A 20,974-nucleotide genomic window follows, 5' to 3' on the forward strand; every position below is an offset into this window, starting at 1 on the left:
ATTTCCGCTGCTCCGTCAGGGGCGAACCCATGCCAAAGTCGCGGCCACCACCGGAGATGCGGGTGCTGCTGCGTCTCCCGCGTGAGACCTGGAACGAGGCCTGCCGGGTGGTTAGTGCTGGTCTCGGGCTTGTGTTGAGACAGCGTTCGTATCGTGCTGCGAGAGGCCGTATTTCGTCTTATCGGAATTTGCTGAAAGCAGCGTCGCGGTACTGGCTGCCCTGGCTAGCCTGACGCCACGAATGGCAGGGCGGATGGAGGCGCGGCATGGCATTTCTCAATGTGCTCCCCGAGATGGTGGCCGCCGCGGCCGCAGACTTGACGAACATTGGTTCATCGATGACTGCGGCTAACGCGATGGCGGCCGCGTCGACCACGACAGTGTTGGCCCCCGGGGCTGACGAAGTGTCGGTGGCGATTGCGGGGTTGTTGCGCTTACACGGGCAGCAGTACCAGCAGTTCGGTGCGCACCTGTCTGAGTTTCATGCCCGGTTCACGCAGATGTTGAGCGCTGGGGCCAACGAGTATTCGCTCGCTGAGGCGGCCAATGCCACGTTCACGGCCGGTTCCCTGCAGACTTTGCCGCTAGATGTGCTGAACGCAGTCAACGCCCCCTTCCAGGCGTTCACCGACCGCCCGCTGATCGGCAATGGTGCCGCCGGTGCGCCGGGCACCGGACAAAACGGCGGAGCGGGCGGATGGCTGATCGGCAACGGCGGGGCAGGAGGCTCTGGAACACCCCCGGGCCTGGGCACTGCCGGCGGTACTGGCGGGACCGGGGGAGCCGCCGGACTGATCGGCAATGGCGGCGCCGGCGGCGCTGGCGGTGCCAGCACTAGCGGAGTCGGCGGCGCCGGCGGCGCCGGCGGGGCAGGCGGATGGCTCTTGGGGGCCGGCGGCACCGGTGGCGCCGGGGGACTCACGGTCGGCACCACCGGGGGACAGGGCGGCGCCGGTGGCGCCGCCGGGTTGTTCGGACCCGGCGGTACCGGTGGTGCTGGTGGTACCAGCTTCGTGGATGCGGGCGGGGCTGGTGGAGCCGGCGGGGACAGCGGGTTGCTCAGCGGTCTGTTCGGGACCGGCGGCGGTCACGGAGGGCTCGGCGGAGCTGGTGTTACCGCTGGAGGCGACGGGGGTGCCGGGGGTGACGGTGGTCCGCTGATTGGTCGCGGCGGTGACGGTGGCGCCGGTGGACTCAGCAATAGCGTCGACGCCGTCGGCGGGTCCGGCGGAGCTGGAGGCGATGGCGGCCGGCTGGTCGGCAGTGGTGGCGCCGGCGGAACCGGGGGTACTTCGCTGGCCGGGGACGGCGGGGCCGGTGGGGCCGGCGGTACCGCCGGCCTGCTCGGCAGCGGCGGGTCTGGCGGGTCCGGCGGGACCAGCGGGTTCTTGGGGACCGGATCCGGTGGGGTCGGCGGTGACGGCGGAAATGCGAGTTTGTTGGGCTTCGGCGGGGCCGGCGGTGTCGGCGGGATCAGCGGCAACGACACCGGTGGGGTCGGTGGCATGGGCGGTACGGCTGGGCTGCTCGCCGGCAACGGCGGTATGGGCGGCGCCGGCGGAGAGGGCTTTCTCACCGGCGGCGCCGGCGGTAAGGGCGGTAACGCCATGTTCTTCGGGACAGCCGGCAATGGCGGCAATGGCGGCTACGGTCCGACCTTCGGAATCGGGGGCGCCGACGGCGCCACCGGACCGCTGCAGGGTGTGTTCGACCTAGCCAACGCGCCGGTCCAAGCACTTACCGGGCGTCCGCTCATCGCAAACGGAGCAAATGCGGCAACCGGATCGGGGCAGGATGGCGGTGCAGGCGGATGGTTGCTCGGTGACGGTGGAGCGGGCGGGTCTGGCGAAGCCGGCCAAGCGGGCGGGTCCGGCGGAGCAGCTGGGCTGCTGTTTGGCACCGGCGGTGCCGGCGGGGTCGGCGGTAGCGCCGGCCTAGTCGGCGACGCCGGGGCTGGCGGGGCCGGCGGCGGCGGTGGGCTGTTGTGGGGCAATGGCGGCGCCGGCGGGGCAGGTGGTCTCAGCATCGCCAACGCCAACGGGAGCGGCGGTGTCGGCGGGGCAGGCGGGGACAGTGGCTTGCTGGGCGCTGGTGGGGCCGGTGGGGCCGGCGGCGCCGCATTGCTTGGAACGGGCGGCACCGGCGGCGCCGGGGGCGCCGGCGGGATACTCGGCGGGACGGGGGGCCAGGGCGGTATAGGTGGATTCGGTCAAACCGGCGCGGGTGACGGGGGAACCGGCGGCACCGCGGGCCTGTTCGGTAGCGGTAATGCCGGCGGTGCCGGCGGTTACGCCAACACCAGCGACGGCGGACAAGGTGGCCAGGGTGGCGATGGCGGCGTGATCTTCGGCTACGGCGGCGCCGGTGGGACCGGAGGCGTCACCCCCGGCGGTACCGGTGGAATCGGTGGGGCCGGCGGCATCGGGGGGCTGCTGTTTTCCGGTGGAGGAGTCGGCGGAGCCGGCGGACTGGGCCCAAGCGGTGGATCCGGCGGCACCGGAGGCCACGGAGGTTGGTTCGGGGCCGCCGGGACCGGTGGCAGCGGCGGATTCGGATTTTCGATCGCCGGCGGAGCGGGCGGGGCGGGTGGCGTCAGCACCAGCGGAGTCGGTGGTGCTGGTGGCGCCGGCGGGGATAGCACGGTCGCGGGCGGCGCAGGCGGGGGTGGTGGCGACGCGCTGCTGCTGGGCAACGGCGGCAACGGCGGTAACGGTGGCGCCGTTGTTAGCGGCGGCACGCCCGGCGGCGGTGGCACCGGCGGCACCGGCGGTCTGCTACTCGGTGCAGACGGGTTGAATGGGTTGACCCAGACGATGTGAATTGCGCGCGCCGCCAGGGCTTTCCGGATAGCGCTAGTCCCGATCCGCGGGGCCCGCTAGCCTGCTTTTGGCCGCCGATTTTGCTGACTTCCTGCTGACGTGCCAGATCGGCGCCGTCGCTTGGACACCTGAGTCTGGGACAGCCCGAAGTGGCTAGGCTTGCCGGGTCACCGGTCAATCCAACATTTCTTCGCGGCGCTGCCATATTCTCTAGCGGATGGATTTCGCAATATCGTCAGGCAGCGTAATCAGGTGTAAGACTGATGAATTATCGGGTGTCGCATTGGAGAATTCTGGGCCTGGACGCGATGAATTTCCACGCCCGTCCCGCGCTGACCCCAGCCCCAAGAACGCCTGTGACCAGTAGTTAGAGCGTTGATCTTGGATGTCGGCCGACGTGGGGCTGGTGAATTGCGTGAACTGAATTGGTGAATTAAAAGGAGGCGCCGGTGAATTTCTCCGAGTGTCATTGATAACCTTCAGAGATTTCACAGCAAAAGTGGTTGAGTGAATACTCGGATTAATGATATTCGTATTCCTAACCGGCGCAGAGGCCTGGGCAGTGCAACCGCGAACCCTGATCAACCGCGCAAGCACCTGGCCCGAGTGTCTGCGCGAGCCCGCTTGACCGCGCTACCGGAATGCGGGCGCCAGAAGAGATCCGCGGCATCACCAACGTCGTTGCAGCCGGACATGAGTCGACGGTGAGGAGGACAGGTGAGTCATCTGATTGCCACGGCAACCGAATGCGCCCAGCCCGGCGTCCTCGGCGACCAGGCCACCGGCCCGCGACGCCACGACACCGGTCCGGCCAGCGCCCCCCGCATTGCCGAGTGACACATGGCGAGTTTGCGGCTTACCACCAAAGTCCAGGTCAGCGGGCGACGTTTCCTGGTGCGACGACTCGAGCACGCGATCGTGCGTCGAGACACCCAGATGTTCGACGATCCGCTGCAGTTCTACAGCCGTTCGGCAAGTCTGGGCATCGTTGTCGCGGTGTTCATCTTGGCGGGTGCCGTGATGCTGGCCTATGTCAAACCGCAGGGCCAACTCGGTGACACGAATCTGGTTGCCGACCGGGCCAGCGACCAGCTGTATGTGACGGTGTCGGGGCAACTGCACCCCGTCTACAACCTGACTTCGGCGCGGCTGGTGTTGGGCAACCCAGCCGCGCCGACATCAATGAGGTCTTCGGAGCTCAACAAGCTGCCCAAAGGCCAGACGATCGGAATCCCCGGCGCTCCCTATGCCACGCCCGTTTCGGCGGACAGCGCCTCGACCTGGAGCCTGTGCGACACAGTCGCGTATGCCGGTACCGCCAACCCGGTGACGCGGACAGCGGTAATAGCGATGCCGTTACAGATCGACGCCGCGATCGCACCGCTGCGGGCGAACGAGGCGTTGCTGGTCTCCTACCGGCATTCGACCTGGATCGTCACGGCACAGGGGCGCCACGCCATCGATCTGAGCGACCGCGCCCTCACCACGGCCATGGGAATAGGCGAAACCGCCACGCCGACGCCCATCTCAGAGGGCATGTTCAACGCCTTGCCCGACAGCGGACCCTGGCGGCTCCCGTCGATTGACGCTGCCGGCGCGCCCAATACCGTCGGGTTGCCGGCAGCTCTGGTGATTGGCTCGGTGTTCCAAGTCGAAACCACCGCGGGCACCAAACATTTCGTTGTGCTGCGTGACGGCGTTGCCCCCGTCAACGATGACACCGCCGGGGCCCTACGCGACATGGAATCCTATGGCCTGATCGATCCACCGCCGGTACCGCCGGATCTGGTCGTCGACCTGCCGCAGCGGGTGTATCAGTCACCGCTGCCCGGTGAGCCGCTCAAAATCATCTCGCGGGTGCAAGATCCCACCCTGTGCTGGTCCTGGCAGCGGAGCGCCGGCGATCAGGCGCCGACCACAAGCGTGTTGTCCGGTCGACATCTGCCGCTGCCGCCCTCGGTGGTTAGCGCAGGCATCAATCAAATCCGCGGAACCGCAACCATTTACATCGACGGCGGCAAATTCCTGGTGTTGCAATCGCCGGATCCACGCTATGCCGAATCGATGTACTACGTCGACCCTCAAGGCGTGCGTTATGGAGTGCCGGATGCGGCGGTCGCCAACGCGCTGGGCCTGGGTTCGCCCCAAGACGCACCCTGGCAGGTGGTTCGCCTCCTGGTCGACGGGCCGGTGCTGTCCAAAGATGCCGCTCTGCTCGAGCACGAGACGCTACCGCCGGACCCGAACCCCGCAAAGATCGACGCCGTTGCCGCAGGAGCCCCGTGATCCCCGGCGAAGCGAGTGGTGCAAGCCCGCGCCGGGCAGCAGAACCGGTACGTGAAACCAGCTAGTGCAGAGGAGTTGTGCAGATGCGATCCATGTCTTTTGACCCCGCCGCGGCCAGCGTCGCCGCGGCAATATCGGCCCATGCCAGCCGCGGGCTGGATGCAGGCACCGCCGCCGCGTCATCGGTGACCGGTCTAGCGCCGGCGGGGGCCGATGAGATCTCGGCGCAGTTTGCCGCCGCATTCGCGGCGGAGGGCGCCCAGGTGCTGGCGCTAAACACCGCGGCCCAAGATGAGCTCGCTCGGGCTGGTCAGGCGCTGCGGCAGATCGCGGGGATGTATTCCGCCGTCGACAACAGCTGGTCGGACACCTTGGCCTAGTCGGCCTGCCAACGAAAAGACCTCCAACACAACGTGACTGAAAGGCCTCAGTAAACATGCTGTGGAACGCGCTGCCCCCGGAGCTGAACACCGCGCGGCTGATGGCCGGTGCGGGCGCGGCACCGGCGCTACAGGCGGCGTCGGGCTGGGAGGCGTTGGGTGCGGCGTTGGAGGCCCAGGCCGACGGAGTGGCCGCCAGTCTGGTCTCGCTTGGGGAGATGTGGTCAGGGGCCGGTAGCGATCGGGCGCTGGCGGCCGCTGCGCCGATGGTGATTTGGCTGCGCGGCGCGGCGCAGGTGGCCCACACGCGTGCGGCTCAGGCAACCGCTCAGGCCGGGGCATATCTGCAGGCCTTGGCGATGACGCCGTCGCTGCCCGAGATCGCCGCCAACCACGTCACCCATGCGGTCCTGGCGGCGACCAATTTCCTTGGCATCAACACGGTCCCGATCGGCGCCAACGAGGCCGACTATTTCATCCGAATGTGGAACCAGGCCGCCAGCGCGATGGACGTCTATCAGGCCGAGACCATGCTCAACACGGCGTTCGAGAAGCTCGAACCGATGACGGCAATCCTCGATCAAAACGTCGGGCAACTTGCCAATGACGTTGCGGAGGAGGTTGCGCAGGCCTCGTCGCAAGTCCCGTTGTTCCCGGTCGCGGATTTGCCGATCCAACCGGCGATGAGCGGGTCGGTGCTGCAGTTGCTGCAACCGCTGCAAGCGGTGACCTCGCTGTTCAGCCTGGGGTCGAGTATGGGGGGCGCGGTTAGCCCCCTTGGTGGGGCCGCGGGAGCCGAGTCGGCAGCCCAGGTGGGATTGGTGGGGGCGAGTCCACTGTCCAGTCACCCGTTGGCCGGTGGGTCGGGGCCCCGTACCGGTGCTGGGCTCTTGCGTGCGGTATCGATGCCGGGGGCTGGCGGGACATTGGTGCGCACGCCGCTGATCGGGGGGCTACTGGACAAGCCGGCCGATCCGGCGGTGGCCCCGGTCGCGGCCGCGGGATCGTCGGCAACCAGTGGGGCCGCCCCGGTGGGTGGGACCGGACTGGGCCGGGCGGCGGGCGCGGGTGAATCGTCGCGGCCCGGGCCGGCGGTGTCGGCGACGCTGACCCGGGAGCCCGATGAGGTCGACGACGACTGGGATGACGACGACGACTGGTGAGAGTCGTTGCTAAAAAGGACTTTCCGGCCATCCGGGCCGGAAGACTTGCCAGCAGCTTGGCGAGGAAGAGAAATAGAAGACCCAAAGAGATAGAGAGTCCAGCATGGCAGAGATGAAGACCGATGCCGCTACCCTCGCGCAGGAGGCAGGTAATTTCGAGCGGATCTCCGGTGACCTGAAGACCCAGATCGACCAGGTTGAGTCGACCGCCGGTTCGCTGCAGGCCCAGTGGCGCGGTGCGGCTGGTACCGCCGCTCAGGCTGCGGTGGTCCGTTTCCAGGAAGCCGCCAACAAGCAGAAGGCCGAACTCGACGAGATTTCGACGAACATCCGTCAGGCCGGTGTCCAGTACTCCCGGGCCGACGACGAGCAGCAGCAGGCGCTGTCCTCGCAAATGGGCTTCTGATTCCCCTAGAACGACAAAGAAACGGAGCAATACGACATGACAGAACAGCAGTGGAATTTCGCCGGCATTGAGGCCGCATCCAGCTCAATCGGGGGAAATGTCGGCAGCATTCATTCCCTTCTGGATGAGGGCAAGCAGTCGCTGACCAAGCTGCGGAGCGCGTGGGACGGCCAAGGCCAGGAGGCCTACAACGCCGTGCAGCAGAAGTGGGACTCCACCGCCCAGGAGCTCAACAACGCGCTGCAGAACCTGGCTCGCACCATCAGCGAGGCCGGTCAGGCAATGTCCTCCACCGAGGGCAACGTCGCGGGGATGTTCGGCTAGCCGCACTGGTCGGCGGCGATGGCGACGGACTTGCCGGCCGGTTGGGCGGCAAGTCCTGTCGTCCCTTCTTGGCCGGCAGTGTGATCCGCAGTGTGCAGAGAAGAAGGAAATCTCAACGAAGATCTGGACTGCCGCGCAGCACTACACCGACACCGATGACCACGAAACCGGCTTGCTGTCAAACCAAATGAACTTCTAGTCCCCTGCTGAGCATCAGAAACGGAACAGCGACATGGCAGTACTGCACTACAACTTCGCCGCCATCGAGATCGGGGTTGCCGAAATCCAGGCCGAGGTCATCAAAACCCAAAAGCACCTCCACGACGCCAACCAGGTTCTTTCCACCCTGACCGAGGTGTGGGGTGGCAGCGGCTCTGAGGCCTACCAACAGGTCCAACAGCAATGGGATAGCGCCTCTGCTGACCTCAACGCCGCGCTGCAGGCCCTCGCCCACGCCATCCACCAGTCCAACCAAGAAATGCTGACCACCGAAACAGGCCTGGCAACCCTGTTCGCCTAGCCCACCAACAGCCAATGACAAACACACGCAAAAGGACCCACGAATGACGACGGCTCATGGCACGCTGGCCGTCAAGCTCGCAGCATCGAGGCGGCCGAGAATGTCCTGATCAAGATCAGCCCTCCGATTCCTTTCCGCCGTCGGTTCCGCATCCAAACGGGTCAGGCTCCGCTCGAGTTCGGCAAGTCGGTCGCCAGCCAGCCATTCAGCACCGGCCGGCGTGTCGTCACTCGCGAGCCCCGTATCCAGGTGGACCTTCCAGCATGGAAAGCGGCGATGCCGGCCCAGCATTGCGACTAGCCGCTAGATAACGCGCACCACAACATGTTTCCCGTACCGCTGGGTTCACCCGGTCGAAACGGTGCCCTGGTCGCCGTCACGGCAACCAACCCAGACGCACCGGGTGAATCCCGCCCCCAGCACCGGTAGGCAGCGCCGCCTCGTCAACAAAAAACTTCCATTCCTGCCGCAGGCGCATCCGATGAGCGGCAAGTTCTTGGCGCATAAGACCTGTGCGCCCCCAGCTAAGGAGCTCGGACACAATGGATTTCGCCATGCTTCCACCAGAGGTCAACTCGGGTCTAATGTACACCGGTCCAGGCGCGGGATCGCTATTGGCGGCTGCAAACAGCTGGGATGAGCTAGCCATCGAGTTGGGCACCACGGCACAGACTTACGAATCGGTGCTATCGGGCCTGACGAGCATGTACTGGGCCGGCCCGGCCTCGGAGTCAATGGCAGCCAAAGCGGCTCCGTATGTTTGGTGGCTGCACTCGACCGCGGAACAGACGCGACAGACCGCCACCCAATGCCGAGCGGCAGCGATGGCCTTCGAACAGGCGTATGCGATGACGGTTCCGCCGCCGGTGATCCTGGCCAACCGCATGCAGCTGATGTCGCTGGTGGCAACGAATTTCTTCGGCCAGAACACCGCAGCGATCGCTGCCCTCGAAGCCCAATACGCCGAGATGTGGGAGCAGGATGCCGCCGCGATGTACGGGTACGCCACGAGCGCGGCGATGGCGGCGCAGTTGGTACCGTTCTCCTCGCCACAGCAGACCGCCAATCCGGCTGGGCTGTCGGCGCAGAGCGCTGCGGTCAATCAAGCCGATGCAACCGCGGCCGCCGCCAACCCGCTGTCGGACCTGATCGCGTTGGTGCAAAAGGGTCTGGCGGCTCTGGCTGGGGCATTCCCGAACTTGCTCCCGGATGACTTCTCCATCCTTGATGGCATTTTCGCCGGATATGCAACGGTGGGTGTTTCGCAGGACTGCGAGTCGATTATCGCCGGCATCATCGGGGCCGAGAGCAACCTGGGCATGTTGGGGGCCGCCTCAGAGAACCCCGCTGAGCTTGCGCCGGGCGATATCGGCATTGGGTCTGTTTTGAGCTCGGCGCCCAGTGTCGGTGGTGCGGTGTCCGGGCCGGGTGCGGTGCTGGTAAGTGTTGGCCGGGCGGGCTCGATCGGTCAATTGTCGGTGCCGGCTAGCTGGGCCGCACCGGCAACTCGCCAGGTGGCAGCACTGTCGAGTGCCGGCTTGACGACGATTCCGGGGACCGAGGAAGTGGCACATGGCATACCGGGGATGCCCGGAATGCCGGTGGGAAGTTCATCGCGCGCCTCGAGTGTGGTGCCCCGCTACGGAGTACGTCTGACGGTGATGGCGCATCCACCAGCGGCAGGGTGACCCGATGCTGCCCGGTCCGCGGCGCTACGGTGCCGATCTCGAGTCGCCCCACCCGGGCGGCCACAGCACCCTCGGGCTTCGGTTGCTCGTGCTGCCGATTTCTGCGACGGATGGTTGTCGCAATATCGGCAGAACCGGTCAGAACGTTCGGGCATGAGTGATGAATTGTCGGGCGGAGAGCCGACGAATTACGGTGCCGACAGTGATGAATTCCGGCATCCAGCGCAGGCGCGTCCCGTCGTAGACGGGGGCCTCTAGCAGGATGTTTATTGACCGATCCGGATGGAAGTCAGCGCGCAACGATGAATTGTCTGGCCAAATTGATGAATTAAACTGCAGCGCTGGTGAATTTCACCGATGGCCATTAATAATCTTCAGGTATTTCACAGTCAAAATGGTTGAGCTAATGCGCCGGATAATGATATTCGTTATTCCTAACCGGCGCAGAGACCCGGAACAGTGCAACCGCGATCGGCGAGCTATCGCGCAAGCGCCTGACTCGAGTGTCTGCGCGAGCCCGCTTGACCACGCCCGTGGAAGTGGGCGCCAACGCACCAACAAGAAGATCCTCGGCATCACCAACGGCGTTGCCGCCGAACATGAGTCGACGGTGAGGAGGGCGACATGAACCACATGAACCAGCTGATCGCCGCGGCGACCGGATGCGTCCAGCCCAGCGTCCCCGGCACACCAGGCGCCCGGCCCGCGACACCAGACCCCAACCCGGCCAGCACCCCCCGGCGTCATCGAGTGAGATGGCCGTGCTCGGCCGGCAGTTTGACCCGCATTATGAAAAGGAGAAGGTGATCGCCCATGGCGGAGATGAAGACCGATGCCGCGACCCTGACCGGTCAGGCCCATCAGTTCGAACGGATCGCTGATGACCTGAAAGCCTCGATCCGGCGGGTGGAGACAACCGCGGCCGGGTTGCTGCTGGCCTGGCGCGGTGATGCCGGCCATGCCGCCCAGGCTGCGATTGCGCTGTTTCACCAGGCGGCCACCCAGCAGGTCAAGAAACTCAATGAAATCTCGACAAAGATCTGGACTGCCGCGCAGGACTACACCGACACCGATGACCACGAAACCGGCTTGCTGTCAAACCAAATGAACTTCTAGTCCCCTCCTGAGCATCAGAAACGGAACAGCGACATGGCAGTACTGCACTACAACTTCGCCGCCATCGAGATCGGGGTTGCCGAAATCCAGGCCGAGGTCATCAAAACTCAAAAGCACCTCCACGACGCCAACCAGGTTCTTTCCACCCTGACCGAGGTGTGGGGTGGCAGCGGCTCTGAGGCCTACCAACAGGTCCAACAGCAATGGGATAGCGCCTCTGCTGACCTCAACGCCGCGCTGCAGGCCCTCGCCCACGCCATCCACCAGTCCAACCAAGAAATGTTGACCACCGAAACAGGCCTGGCAACCCTGTTCGCCTAGCCCACCAGCAGCCAATGACGAACACACGCAAAAGGACCCACGAATGACGACATCGAAGAATCCAGTCACTGTCGATGCCCCTGTCCTGGCGGCTGCCGGGGACGCGCTGCGCGGCCTCTCGTTTCCGTCACCGCCGAAGCCGCCGATCGGGCTGGAAATGGACTACGCGGTGATCGCGGCCAATGAGGTGCTGCCGCACATCTACTTCGCGGTGAAAGACGTGCTCAACACCGCTCAATCCACCCTGCACCAGTTGGGGGCCAACATCGTCACCGCGGCCAACACCTATACGAACACCGACAAAACGCTGGGTGAGCAGCTCAGCCAGTACAAGTTCCAACCGCCGGCGGCCGCGAATCCGGCGCCGGCGGGTACTGGCGTCGAGGACTGACGCAAACATGACGAGACGTCCAGATGTGCAGGTGGCGCCCAAAGACCTGACGCCGAAAGGCGCCGAGTTGGAGGTGCTGAGCGCGGCGGAAGTCCTGACCCTTTCGGGCGACACGTGGCGGAGCTCCTGTGCGCGCGGAAGCCAGGCGCCGCAACAACTTGCGCAGGGTTTCGAGCGGGCGGCCAAGAACTATCGGGGGACCGACCGAGTGGCCCTGGTCTGGCGTGCATACCTGCAAGAGGTGCTGGAATCCGCCGACCCGCAGATGCCAGCCGAACTCGATGAGCGGCTGGCTCGAGCGCTGCCGCACTTGCACGGCATTCTGTCGGCCTTGGCCGACGTGATCGATGAGGATTTTCAGATCGTGAGAGGTGGCTAGGCGATGCCGCAAATAGTCAAGAAACCGGACACCCCCAACTCGGAGGCGATGCTCGAACCGAACGGGTGGCCGAACGTCTACGAGCTCGACCTGATCAACCAGGCTCGCGATTACTTCATGGCACACAAGCAACTGAGCGAAGTGCACTCGGCTTGTCTCAAGCAGATGAGCGAGATGTTCACCAAGGATGTCTGGTCGGGAGATGCTGCGGAGGCCGCCCACGCCAAGCTCAGCGACTTCAGCTCGCGGCTGGAAACCGTGGTCAAACAGCTGTTGGGCGTATACATCTGGTACGGCGACATGGCCGCGCTGCTCATGACGGTCAAGAAGCGAATCTGCATGCTCGTCATAGAGACTGAAGCGGAGGTGGACGAACTGGAGGCCTCCGCGGAGGAAAACCCCGCCGCGCCCCTTCAGATCATGGCGCTGCTCGCTGAGGCCAACGCGTCGAACACCGCCATGGTGGTTACCGTCGCAACGGCGCTGCAGACGGGCTTGGGATTGATCCCGGAGGACCTGTTCCCGGCGATCGATATGAACTCACCCGCGGATTACCTCCCCGATCTCGACCCGCCGCTACCGCCGCTACCCGCGCCGATCTCCAACAACATCCCCAAGCCGATAAAGCCACTACTGGGCCAGCAAGAACAGGCTTCGGACTCGACGTCATCGGACACCGTGCAACCCACGTCGGGGAGCACGCCGGCAGCCACCTCGGTGCCGACCTCGGGTGCGACGGCCGCGTTGAGCCCGCTGTCGAGTCTGAGTTCACTGTCGTCGATGGCGTCGATGGCGTCGATGTCGGGTGCGGGAATGTCGGGATCCTCGGCGGCCGACCCTCAAGGGCCGCCTTCCTCGGAGCCGGACACGTCGGCAGCCGAGCCGGCCGCTGCACCGGTGCCCACCGGTGGGGGTGGCGCGCACCCGGGTGGACAAGGGATCCGGCCCCAGTTCTTGGGGCCGCAGATCGGGGCGAGTTCCCCAGTACCGCAGGCTGATCCGGCGGCCGCCGCGGCGGGCGCTTCGTCAGCCTCGGCGGCACCGACGACATCGTTTGCGTCGGGGGGTGCCGCCGCGGGGCCGGGCGTGCGTTCGAGTGCTCCGGTAGCCGGCACCCGATCGGGTCGAACGCCCATCACACCGGCAGCAGACAAGTCAGCGGGCAAGGCCCCGGTGCACGCCCGATCCACTGCGGATGGGGACTTCGCCGGCACCGCCGAGACGATGGATGCTGATGCGCTGGTGGCGATTCCGGTGGCCGCCGCGCTGGCGGAACGTGATGCGATCGCTGCGGCCTCGACGCCACGCACCAGCGAGGCGCCCGATCCATTGGCCCTGGCGCGACGCATCGCCGCGGCGCTGAACGCACCCGATGTCGGCGGCACCGATGATTTCGGGTTCTTCTGGGTCACCGCTGTGACCGCCGACGGTGAGATCGTGGTGGCCAACAGCTACGGGCTGGCCTACATCCCAGACGGGGTGCACCTGCCCGCAGCGGTGCACATGGCCAGCAGCGACCGGGGGATCGCCGCCAGCGAGCGGGCCCGCTGGGCCACCTACCCGGTGATGGCCGTGCAGGGCTGGGCCGCCCATCACAACGCCACGCTGCGCGCGATCATCGCCACCGAAGAACAGCTGGCCAACTGCGATCCCGGCGTGCCGAAGATTCTGCTGCAACCCGACGAGATCCCCGACACCGGCCAGATGGGCGGTCGAACTCGGCTGGAGGTGGTGGACCCACGCGCAGCCAAGCGCCTGGCAGCGACCGTTGATGCGCGTCTGATCGACTTGTTACCCGCCGCACCGGCGGATGCCAATGCGCCGGTCGATCGACGCCACAGGTTGTGGTTCGAGGTACTCAAACCCATGGGCAGCGAGTGCGCGGGCCGCGAGATTGCGCACGTGGCCGAGTTCTACAACTACGCGGCCCACAGCCAAGAGATTCTACTTTGGCGGGCACACAACGCCGCCGACGCCGACGCCCAGCGCGCTGCGGTGACCGACTGGCTGTACTGGCTGTACATCACCGCGCAACTCGACAGCGCACAAGCAATCGCTGCCTGATGGGGGTCGGCTGCTCACGCCCTGGCCGAGCCGGCACTCGGCCAGGGTGTGAGTGGGCAAGGTGGTCCCTCGGGACGCAGCTGACCGCGTCAACCATCGGAGGTAGCTAAGCGATGCCCATCCCAAGACCGACCACTGCCGACGCCCCGGCGATGCTCGAACCTGACGGATGGCCCGGCATTGAGGAAGACCTCGTGTCGGACCTGGCGGTGACGTTGCGCCGCACGTGCGCGCAGCTCGAAGACGTGGGGGAGGCGTGCTGGGAGGCGGGGGCGCTTTTTGAGGATGGTCGCTGGCAGGGCCCGGCCGGCGCCGCGGCCGCTGTGAGGTTCGAGGAAATCCTGGAACAGATGAGGTCCGTGCTGGCCGCTCTCGCACTTGTCACCGACTGGCACTTCGATGTGTGCGAATTCGCCACGGAGGTCAAGGAGGATATCTTCGCCGGCGTCCTCAGCACTCAAGCGCTGATCGAGGCGACACGGGAGGCCCAACCCGAAGCGGTCCCGCCGTTGATCGCGGCGCAGCATGTGAGCAACATCTTGAAGGTCAGCGGGCTCGGCCTGCACATTGGGGCCGATGGCACGGTGCTGCTGGCCGAGATCTGAGCGGCACAGATCAAGATCGCCAACGGGATCCGCACACCAGGTCTCCACCAAGTCCGAAGAGCCGGTCAACGCCGGACCGCATTAGTCAGCTGGCGCGCGTCCGCCCGGCCGGGGTGACCTACCTGCCGGCCGCATCGGCCTCTTGGTAGGCGCGGGCCGCGGCAGCCATATCATTCGACAGCTGGAAAAGAGCCTTTTGGATAGCCAGCAGCCTCGCGTTCAACGTTCCCAACATGGCCGGCGAAAGCCGATTGAAGTGTACTGATGCCGGATCAGTTCCGATCGCAAGGACTCCCGGCGGAATCCTCGGAAAGTCAGCTGCGGTACTGATCGCGAACAGCTCACCCGCCGCAGTCCGCAGGCTGGGGATACTGACGGTCAGAGGGGAGGTCATCGCTGGATCCCTTTGGTTGTCTTCGGCGTTGGGCGTTGGTAGGTGGAGTGATTGACCGCTGCCGGCTTGGCTGGTTAGTAGTCGAGTGCTTCGCGTAGTGCGGCGGCGCGTAGTGCTGCGGCTAGTTGCTGGTCGATCTCGGGGGGACTGGCTGTGACCGGCGCGTGGTCTGGGGTTTCGTCGGGCTCGTGGCCGCCGATGAGGGCCTCGGTCCAGGCCCGGTCCTCGGTGTAGAGCGATTCCTGGCCGGTCTGGTCACGCTTGTCTTTGGGGCTGCTCGCGCCGTGTCCGCCGTGACCCACCGGCGCCATGCCCATCCCGCCACGGCCCGCGGCCGCCCCAGTCCCGCGAGCGGCCCCGCCGCCGGCGGCGACCCCACCCGCGGCGGCCGCCGAAGCCGGGGCACCGGCGCCGGACGGCGATTGCAGCGGCATCGCCGCGCCCGCACCAGCCCCACCACCGAGCGCGGCCGGCTTCAGCGCCGGCCCACCCGGCACCCCCGAGGCCGCGGCCAGACCCGCCTTCGCCGCCGATCCCATCCCGCCCATCGACGGGATGCCGCCCATCATCGGCATCATCGGCAGGCCCCCGGTTCCGGTGCCCGACCCCGAGGTCGATCCCGGCGTGGGAGTCGGATCCGGTGTCGGAGTCGGGTCCGGAGTGGGTGCCGGTGGCGGGCTGTACGCGGTGGGCGGCACCGGTGGATTTAACGGCGACAGCGGCAGATTCGCCTTCTTGGTGTACTCGGTGAGCACCGACTCCGACTGGTTCTGGTAGTCGGTGTACTTCTTCAAAAGCGCCTTTTCTTCCCCCTTTAATATGGCTAACTCCATATTGCGAATCCACGCGCTATCATGCTCAGCTGCTATCTTCTCCCGCTGAACCTGCTCCCAGGTTTTGTCGAGTTTGTCCAACTGCGCGACCGTGGGGTGCTGAGTGACCGCCCAGCTATGCGCCGAGCTGATGCCCTGAACCTGCGCGACCAGCTGCTTGCACAGGTCGGCAATCTGATACACCCACTGCCGGAACTGCTCAAAGTTCGCCTCGACAGCGGTGGCGGCCTCACCCTGCCAATTCTGAAAAGGCCGGAAAGCCTCGGTGGAATCCAGCAACGGTTGCTGATAAGCGGTCCATGCGGCGGCAAACGCATTAAAAGAAGTGCCCTGATCAGGCTCGGCGATCTGCGCGGCCGCCGTGCGGACCGGGTAGTAAGGGGGAGCCGGGGGCACCGTGCTCGGGGCAGCAAGAAGACCAGAACGCACCCCGCCAAGACCAGCGCCAGCACCGAGGGCATGCGCACCCAGCACACCGCGCGGCGCCACCGCCGACACCGCGCCGCCCCCAGCGTTCAGCGCCTGTTCCACCTGCTCATCGGTGCCGACATAAGACTTGGCCGCCTCCCGAAGAGCATCAGCAAGCTGCTGTCGAGCCTTATTTCCCGCATCGATATAAGTCAGCATCGCGTTGGCCGAGAACACCAGATCCGCAGTCGCGTTAACGACCATCGGAAGCGCACACAGCGCCTCGAGGCTCGCCGTCGGCGCCGCGATCAACGACTCCAGCTCGGAAGCCCGGCCCATCAGCTCCTCGGGAACCACCTGCACATTAATCGGCTTGGTCATATCGCATTGAGTCTTTCGCGTCGGGGTCAAGGCGAACCTGAATAACCGGTGGCCCGGCGATCCGGGTGTCACAAATTCACCATTAATTCAACGGGGTCAAGGAATTCACCATGAATTCAACAAATGACGGTAATTTAATCCTAAATTCTAAATACTGCCGGTGTCAATGCGGATGGCTCTCGGACCTGGTGTTGCTCGTCAGCGTCCATCGAATTCTCGCGACGTGGGCCGCGGTAGCCACCCGCGCTGTCGCCGATAACGCCGGCGTCAGGCAATGCCCGCTCTTTCGTCGGCCACGGGTGGTCGCAGCGATTGCCATTGCTGTAATTCCGGTGGGCCGCCACCAGCTCAACCAATTGCGCTGCCCGCCGAAAGGGGCTCCTTGCTGCCTGGGTAATTCATGGCCGGGGTCGGATCGACGCTGCGACGGCGGCGGCCGAGCGGGTGGCCGGTTGGCCCGGTGGTGCATTCAACGGGCGTTGACATAGCGCAGGGCGGGATCTATCGTCGTCATATCAACACGTGTTGAACGCGCGCCAACGGGGTCGCCTGCCGCCGCCGGCCACCCGGACCGGTCTTGACCCCGACGCGAAAGACTCAATGCGATATGACCAAGCCGATTAATGTGCAGGTGGTTCCCGAGGAGCTGATGGGCCGGGCTTCCGAGCTGGAGTCGTTGATCGCGCCGCCGACGGCGAGCCTCGAGGCGCTGTGTGCGCTTCCGATGGTCGTTAACGCGACTGCGGATCTGGTGTTCTCGGCCAACGCGATGCTGACTTATATCGATGCGGGAAATAAGGCTCGACAGCAGCTTGCTGATGCTCTTCGGGAGGCGGCCAAGTCTTATGTCGGCACCGATGAGCAGGTGGAACAGGCGCTGAACGCTGGGGGCGGCGCGGTGTCGGCGGTGGCGCCGCGCGGTGTGCTGGGTGCGCATGCCCCCGGTGCTGGCGCTGGTCTTGGCGGGGTGCGTTCTGGTCTTCTTGCTGCCCCGAGCACGGTGCCCCCGGCTCCCCCTTACTACCCGGTCCGCACGGCGGCCGCGCAGATCGCCGAGCCTGATCAGGGCACTTCTTTTAATGCGTTTGCCGCCGCATGGACCGCTTATCAGCAACCGTTGCTGGATTCCACCGAGGCTTTCCGGCCTTTTCAGAATTGGCAGGGTGAGGCCGCCACCGCTGTCGAGGCGAACTTTGAGCAGTTCCGGCAGTGGGTGTATCAGATTGCCGACCTGTGCAAGCAGCTGGTCGCGCAGGTTCAGGGCATCAGCTCGGCGCATAGCTGGGCGGTCACTCAGCACCCCACGGTCGCGCAGTTGAACAAACTCGACAAACAGTGGGGGCAAGCCGAGGAGTGCAAGATAAAGGCTGAGCATGAGAGCAAGCTATGGATTCGCAATATGGAGATGGCCATAGCAAATAAAGAACTAGACGTGATTTTGAAGCAGTACACCGACTACCAGAGCAGGTCGGAGTCGGTGCTCACCGAGTACACCAAGAAGGCGAATCTGCCGCTGTCGCCATTGAATCCACCGGTGCCGCCCACCGCGTACAGCCCGCCGGCGCCGGCGCCCACTCCGGCCCCGACTCCGACTCCCACGCCGGGATCGACCTCGGGGTCGGGCACCGGAACCGGGGGCCTGCCGATGATGCCGATGATGGGCGGCATCCCGTCGATGGGCGGGATGGGATCGGCGTCGAAGGCGGGTCTGGCCGCGGCCTCGGGGGTGCCGGGTGGGCCGGCGCTGAAGCCGGCCGCGCTCGGTGGTGGGGCTGGTGCGGGCGCGGCGATGCCGCTGCAATCGCCGTCCGGCGCCGGTGCCCCGGCTTCGGCGGCCGCCGCGGGTGGGGGCGCCGCCGGCGGCGGGGCCGCTCGCGGGACTGGGGCGGCCGCGGGCCGTGGCGGGATGGGCATGGCGCCGGTGGGTCACGGCGGACACGGCGCGAGCAGCCCCAAAGACAAGCGTGACCAGACCGGCCAGGAATCGCTCTACACCGAGGACCGGGCCTGGACCGAGGCCCTCATCGGCGGCCACGAGCCCGACGAAACCCCAGACCACGCGCCGGTCACAGCCAGTCCCCCCGAGATCGACCAGCAACTAGCCGCAGCACTACGCGCCGCCGCACTACGCGAAGCACTGGGCTACTGAGCAGCCAAGATGGCAATCCGCTATGGGTTAGATCTCAATATCCCCACTGTCAACGATCGTTGAATACACTGGTTGGCATGCCCGTGAAGACGCGAGACGCAACCGCCACCCGGTCAGCGATCCTGGACGCCGCACAGTCCCAGTTCGGGGAGAACGGGTTCGAGCGAACAACCATCCGATCGGTGGCCAAGGCCGCCGGGGTCGATCCGGCGCTGGTCATGCACTACTTCGGCAGCAAGGCGGGGCTCTTCACGGCAGCCACCCGATTCGACATCAAATTCCCGGATCTCTCGGGCATCCCAATGGACCGCATCGCCGACGCGCTGCTGCCCAATTTCCTCAGGGTCTGGGGGCCCAGGGGGGCATTCCTCCCGCTGCTGCGCGCGGCCGCGACCAACCGTGACGCGGCGGACGCGCTGGTCGAGGTATTCGTCGACCGGGTCGGCCCAGCGCTATCGGCGATCGTGCCGGACCGTGGGCCCGAACGCGCCGCGCTGGTGGCAGCGCAAATGGTCGGTGTGGCGACGGCCCGCTACGTAATCGGCCTCCCGCCGTTGCTGCACATGGACGACGAGGAACTCATCAGATGGCTGCGGCCGGTGATCGTGCATTACCTGACCGACCCCGCGCCGTGACGACCGTTTCCGGATCCGAACTTGCCCGAGCCGGCTTCCCCGTTGCGCTGCCGGTGGGCTATTCGAGCGCGGCGCTGGCGGCGTGGGTGCCGGCGCGACGCCCGGAAAACACGCAATCTGCGATGGACAGCCCGCTGACATAGGAGTTGGAGCAGATGCCGGTTGCCGTGCGACCCGCACCGAACAAACCGGGAATCGCCGCACCGGATGCGTCGAGCACGGCTCCGGTCTGTTCATCGACCTTGATCCCGCCGAGGGTCAGCATCGGGGTGGGGTTGAGCAGGCTGGGCCGAACCGAGATGTTCAGCAGGGTGAAAGGAGCGCGGGCTACCCGGCGCACAAATTCCGCGGGCTTACCGGCGGGGTCTGTCGCTGCGGCGTCGATTGCGCTGTTGTGCGCGTCGACGGTGGCCTGCAGGCCGTCGGGATCGATGCCCGCCTTGCGCGCCACGTCGGCCAGCGTCTCGGCCCTCACCGAATCGGCGACCATCAATGCCGCGGCTTGAGCGCGCTGAAACCACAACGGCTGCTTGAGCATCTGGCGCCGAGCTTCATTCATCAAGTCCGCATCGGCGACCAGCCATGCCCTGGCGTTGTGACCTTGCACCAAGGCTTTGCCGACCGCAGCGCCGTACCGACTCTCGTCGATGACGCGTTGACCTTGCTGGTCGACCATGACGGTGCTGATGAATGCGCTCGGTGGCGTGATGAAGCGCCATGCCGAGACGTTGTCCATCCGTTCGGTGACCGCTCCCACGCTCTGTGCCAGCGCAATACCGCTGCCGTCATCACCGCTGGTGCCGAGTTGAAGCCCGGTCACGTAACGCGGGGCATACCGTTTGATCCATTCGCTGTTGGCGATGAAGCCACCGGCACACACGACCACCCCTCGGCGTGCCCGGATCTGAACCGCGCGGGCGTAGCGTCGCTCGAGGGCACGCAGGCGGCGCTCCATCAAGTTTCGCAGCGGCGGATAGTAGATCCCGGGCTTGGTGGACACCGCCGCCAACGCGGCATACGTCCGCCGAATACGGGGTGGCGCATCGTGCATCGTCATCGCTTCGACTCCGGTCACCCGACCCGTCGAGTCCTGCAGCAGCTTTGTCACCTTGGTGTGGGGGTAGAACTGAACACCAAGGGAGAGTGCGGCTTTGGCCAGTGGCGCATACAGCTGCTTGCCCGAGGTGCCTTTTCCCTTGACCCGGTGTCCGCGCTGGACGGGCGGAGTGTGGCTGCGAAACGCCCCGGAATTCTCGCTACCCGAGTGGTAGAGGTAGTAGTGATTATTCGGAAACGAGGTTTTGTAGGGGCAAACGGTGGAGTCGAAAGGCACGCCGTAGTTGCTCAGCCAGTCGATCATTTCGGGGCTACTGCGCACGAATGATTCCAGGGTTGACTCGCTGACCGCATCTGCGACTTCCAGGCGGAGATAGGTCAGCATCTGTTCGAAGCTGTCGCGCACACCGGCTTGCTGCTGGACCGCCGTACCACCGCCGGCATAGATGATGCCGCCCGATATCGCGGTTGCGCCACCACCATTAGCCCGATCCAGCGCCACCACCTGCACGCCCTGTTCGCGTGCCGTGATGGCAGCGGACACACCTGCCGCGCCAAAACCGATCACGACTACGTCGGTGGATTCGACAATGTGCTCCGGTGTGTCATCAGCCATGCGGCTACCCCAATCAGTCTTCGCTTGCCGGCGCGGGTGA

General features: G+C 65.8%; 18 protein-coding genes. 16 read left to right on the top strand and 2 right to left on the bottom strand.

Annotated elements, in window-relative coordinates; all coding sequences use genetic code 11:
- Window positions 1-266 precede the first annotated feature (266 nt).
- The 14 genes from CCUG20998_RS00870 (at window position 267) to CCUG20998_RS00945 (ending at window position 14,462) form a co-directional block, all read left to right on the top strand.
- Window positions 267-2,819, top strand: a complete 2,553-nt coding sequence (locus tag CCUG20998_RS00870) for a PE family protein (protein ID WP_050674461.1) — start codon at window positions 267-269, stop codon at window positions 2,817-2,819.
- An 840-nt stretch (window positions 2,820-3,659) separates the two neighbouring features.
- The gene (eccB, locus tag CCUG20998_RS00875; protein WP_020731314.1) at window positions 3,660-5,105 is read left to right on the top strand and encodes a type VII secretion protein EccB; all 1,446 of its coding nucleotides are present in this window, start codon (window positions 3,660-3,662) and stop codon (window positions 5,103-5,105) included.
- Between the two features lie 83 nt (window positions 5,106-5,188).
- A complete protein-coding gene (locus tag CCUG20998_RS00880) occupies window positions 5,189-5,485 on the top strand; it encodes a PE family protein (protein ID WP_012392183.1) in 297 nt (98 codons plus the stop codon).
- A 56-nt stretch (window positions 5,486-5,541) separates the two neighbouring features.
- A complete protein-coding gene (locus tag CCUG20998_RS00885; protein WP_020731315.1) occupies window positions 5,542-6,648 on the top strand; it encodes a PPE family protein in 1,107 nt (368 codons plus the stop codon).
- A gap of 103 nt (window positions 6,649-6,751) precedes the next feature.
- A complete protein-coding gene (esxB, locus tag CCUG20998_RS00890; RefSeq protein ID WP_012392185.1) occupies window positions 6,752-7,054 on the top strand; it encodes a type VII secretion system ESX-1 WXG100 family target CFP-10 in 303 nt (100 codons plus the stop codon).
- 36 nt (window positions 7,055-7,090) lie between these two features.
- The gene (locus tag CCUG20998_RS00895) at window positions 7,091-7,378 is read left to right on the top strand and encodes a WXG100 family type VII secretion target (RefSeq protein ID WP_020731316.1); all 288 of its coding nucleotides are present in this window, start codon (window positions 7,091-7,093) and stop codon (window positions 7,376-7,378) included.
- Between the two features lie 232 nt (window positions 7,379-7,610).
- Window positions 7,611-7,898: a WXG100 family type VII secretion target gene (locus CCUG20998_RS00905; RefSeq protein ID WP_020727682.1), complete on the top strand. Its 288-nt coding sequence runs from the start codon at window positions 7,611-7,613 to the stop codon at window positions 7,896-7,898.
- Between the two features lie 542 nt (window positions 7,899-8,440).
- The gene (locus tag CCUG20998_RS00910; protein ID WP_020731317.1) at window positions 8,441-9,586 is read left to right on the top strand and encodes a PPE family protein; all 1,146 of its coding nucleotides are present in this window, start codon (window positions 8,441-8,443) and stop codon (window positions 9,584-9,586) included.
- An 813-nt stretch (window positions 9,587-10,399) separates the two neighbouring features.
- Window positions 10,400-10,702, top strand: a complete 303-nt coding sequence (locus CCUG20998_RS00920; protein ID WP_012392192.1) for a WXG100 family type VII secretion target — start codon at window positions 10,400-10,402, stop codon at window positions 10,700-10,702.
- Window positions 10,703-10,735: 33 nt separating this feature from the next.
- Window positions 10,736-11,023, top strand: coding sequence for a WXG100 family type VII secretion target (locus CCUG20998_RS00925; RefSeq protein WP_020727682.1), 288 nt, complete (start codon window positions 10,736-10,738; stop codon window positions 11,021-11,023).
- 43 nt (window positions 11,024-11,066) lie between these two features.
- Window positions 11,067-11,414 (top strand): hypothetical protein, encoded by a 348-nt coding sequence (locus CCUG20998_RS00930; protein WP_012392194.1) that lies wholly within the window; start codon window positions 11,067-11,069, stop codon window positions 11,412-11,414.
- 7 nt (window positions 11,415-11,421) lie between these two features.
- Window positions 11,422-11,793 carry a hypothetical protein gene (locus CCUG20998_RS00935; RefSeq protein WP_231389810.1) on the top strand — a complete coding sequence of 124 codons (372 nt, stop codon included), beginning with the start codon at window positions 11,422-11,424 and terminating at the stop codon, window positions 11,791-11,793.
- Window positions 11,794-11,796: 3 nt separating this feature from the next.
- Window positions 11,797-13,857 (top strand): hypothetical protein, encoded by a 2,061-nt coding sequence (locus CCUG20998_RS00940; RefSeq protein WP_020731321.1) that lies wholly within the window; start codon window positions 11,797-11,799, stop codon window positions 13,855-13,857.
- 152 nt (window positions 13,858-14,009) lie between these two features.
- The gene (locus CCUG20998_RS00945) at window positions 14,010-14,462 is read left to right on the top strand and encodes a hypothetical protein (RefSeq protein ID WP_240642835.1); all 453 of its coding nucleotides are present in this window, start codon (window positions 14,010-14,012) and stop codon (window positions 14,460-14,462) included.
- 468 nt (window positions 14,463-14,930) lie between these two features.
- Here CCUG20998_RS00945 and espB read toward each other — a convergent pair whose 3' ends face one another.
- Window positions 14,931-16,478 carry an EspB family ESX-1 secretion system-associated protein gene (gene espB / locus CCUG20998_RS00955; protein ID WP_116269082.1) on the bottom strand — a complete coding sequence of 516 codons (1,548 nt, stop codon included), beginning with the start codon at window positions 16,476-16,478 and terminating at the stop codon, window positions 14,931-14,933.
- A gap of 607 nt (window positions 16,479-17,085) precedes the next feature.
- Between espB and CCUG20998_RS00960 the strand changes: the two genes are divergently transcribed.
- Window positions 17,086-18,627 (top strand): PPE domain-containing protein, encoded by a 1,542-nt coding sequence (locus tag CCUG20998_RS00960; protein ID WP_116269083.1) that lies wholly within the window; start codon window positions 17,086-17,088, stop codon window positions 18,625-18,627.
- 77 nt (window positions 18,628-18,704) lie between these two features.
- Window positions 18,705-19,262, top strand: a complete 558-nt coding sequence (locus CCUG20998_RS00965) for a TetR/AcrR family transcriptional regulator (RefSeq protein ID WP_011742382.1) — start codon at window positions 18,705-18,707, stop codon at window positions 19,260-19,262.
- Window positions 19,263-19,320: 58 nt separating this feature from the next.
- On the opposite strand, the gene CCUG20998_RS00970 is transcribed toward CCUG20998_RS00965, so the two are convergent.
- Window positions 19,321-20,934: an FAD-binding protein gene (locus CCUG20998_RS00970; RefSeq protein WP_020731325.1), complete on the bottom strand. Its 1,614-nt coding sequence runs from the start codon at window positions 20,932-20,934 to the stop codon at window positions 19,321-19,323.
- Between the last annotated feature and the right edge of the window lie 40 nt (window positions 20,935-20,974).

The sequence above is a fragment of the Mycobacterium marinum genome (assembly GCF_003391395.1).
In the GTDB taxonomy this organism is placed as follows: Bacteria; Actinomycetota; Actinomycetes; order Mycobacteriales; family Mycobacteriaceae; genus Mycobacterium; species Mycobacterium marinum.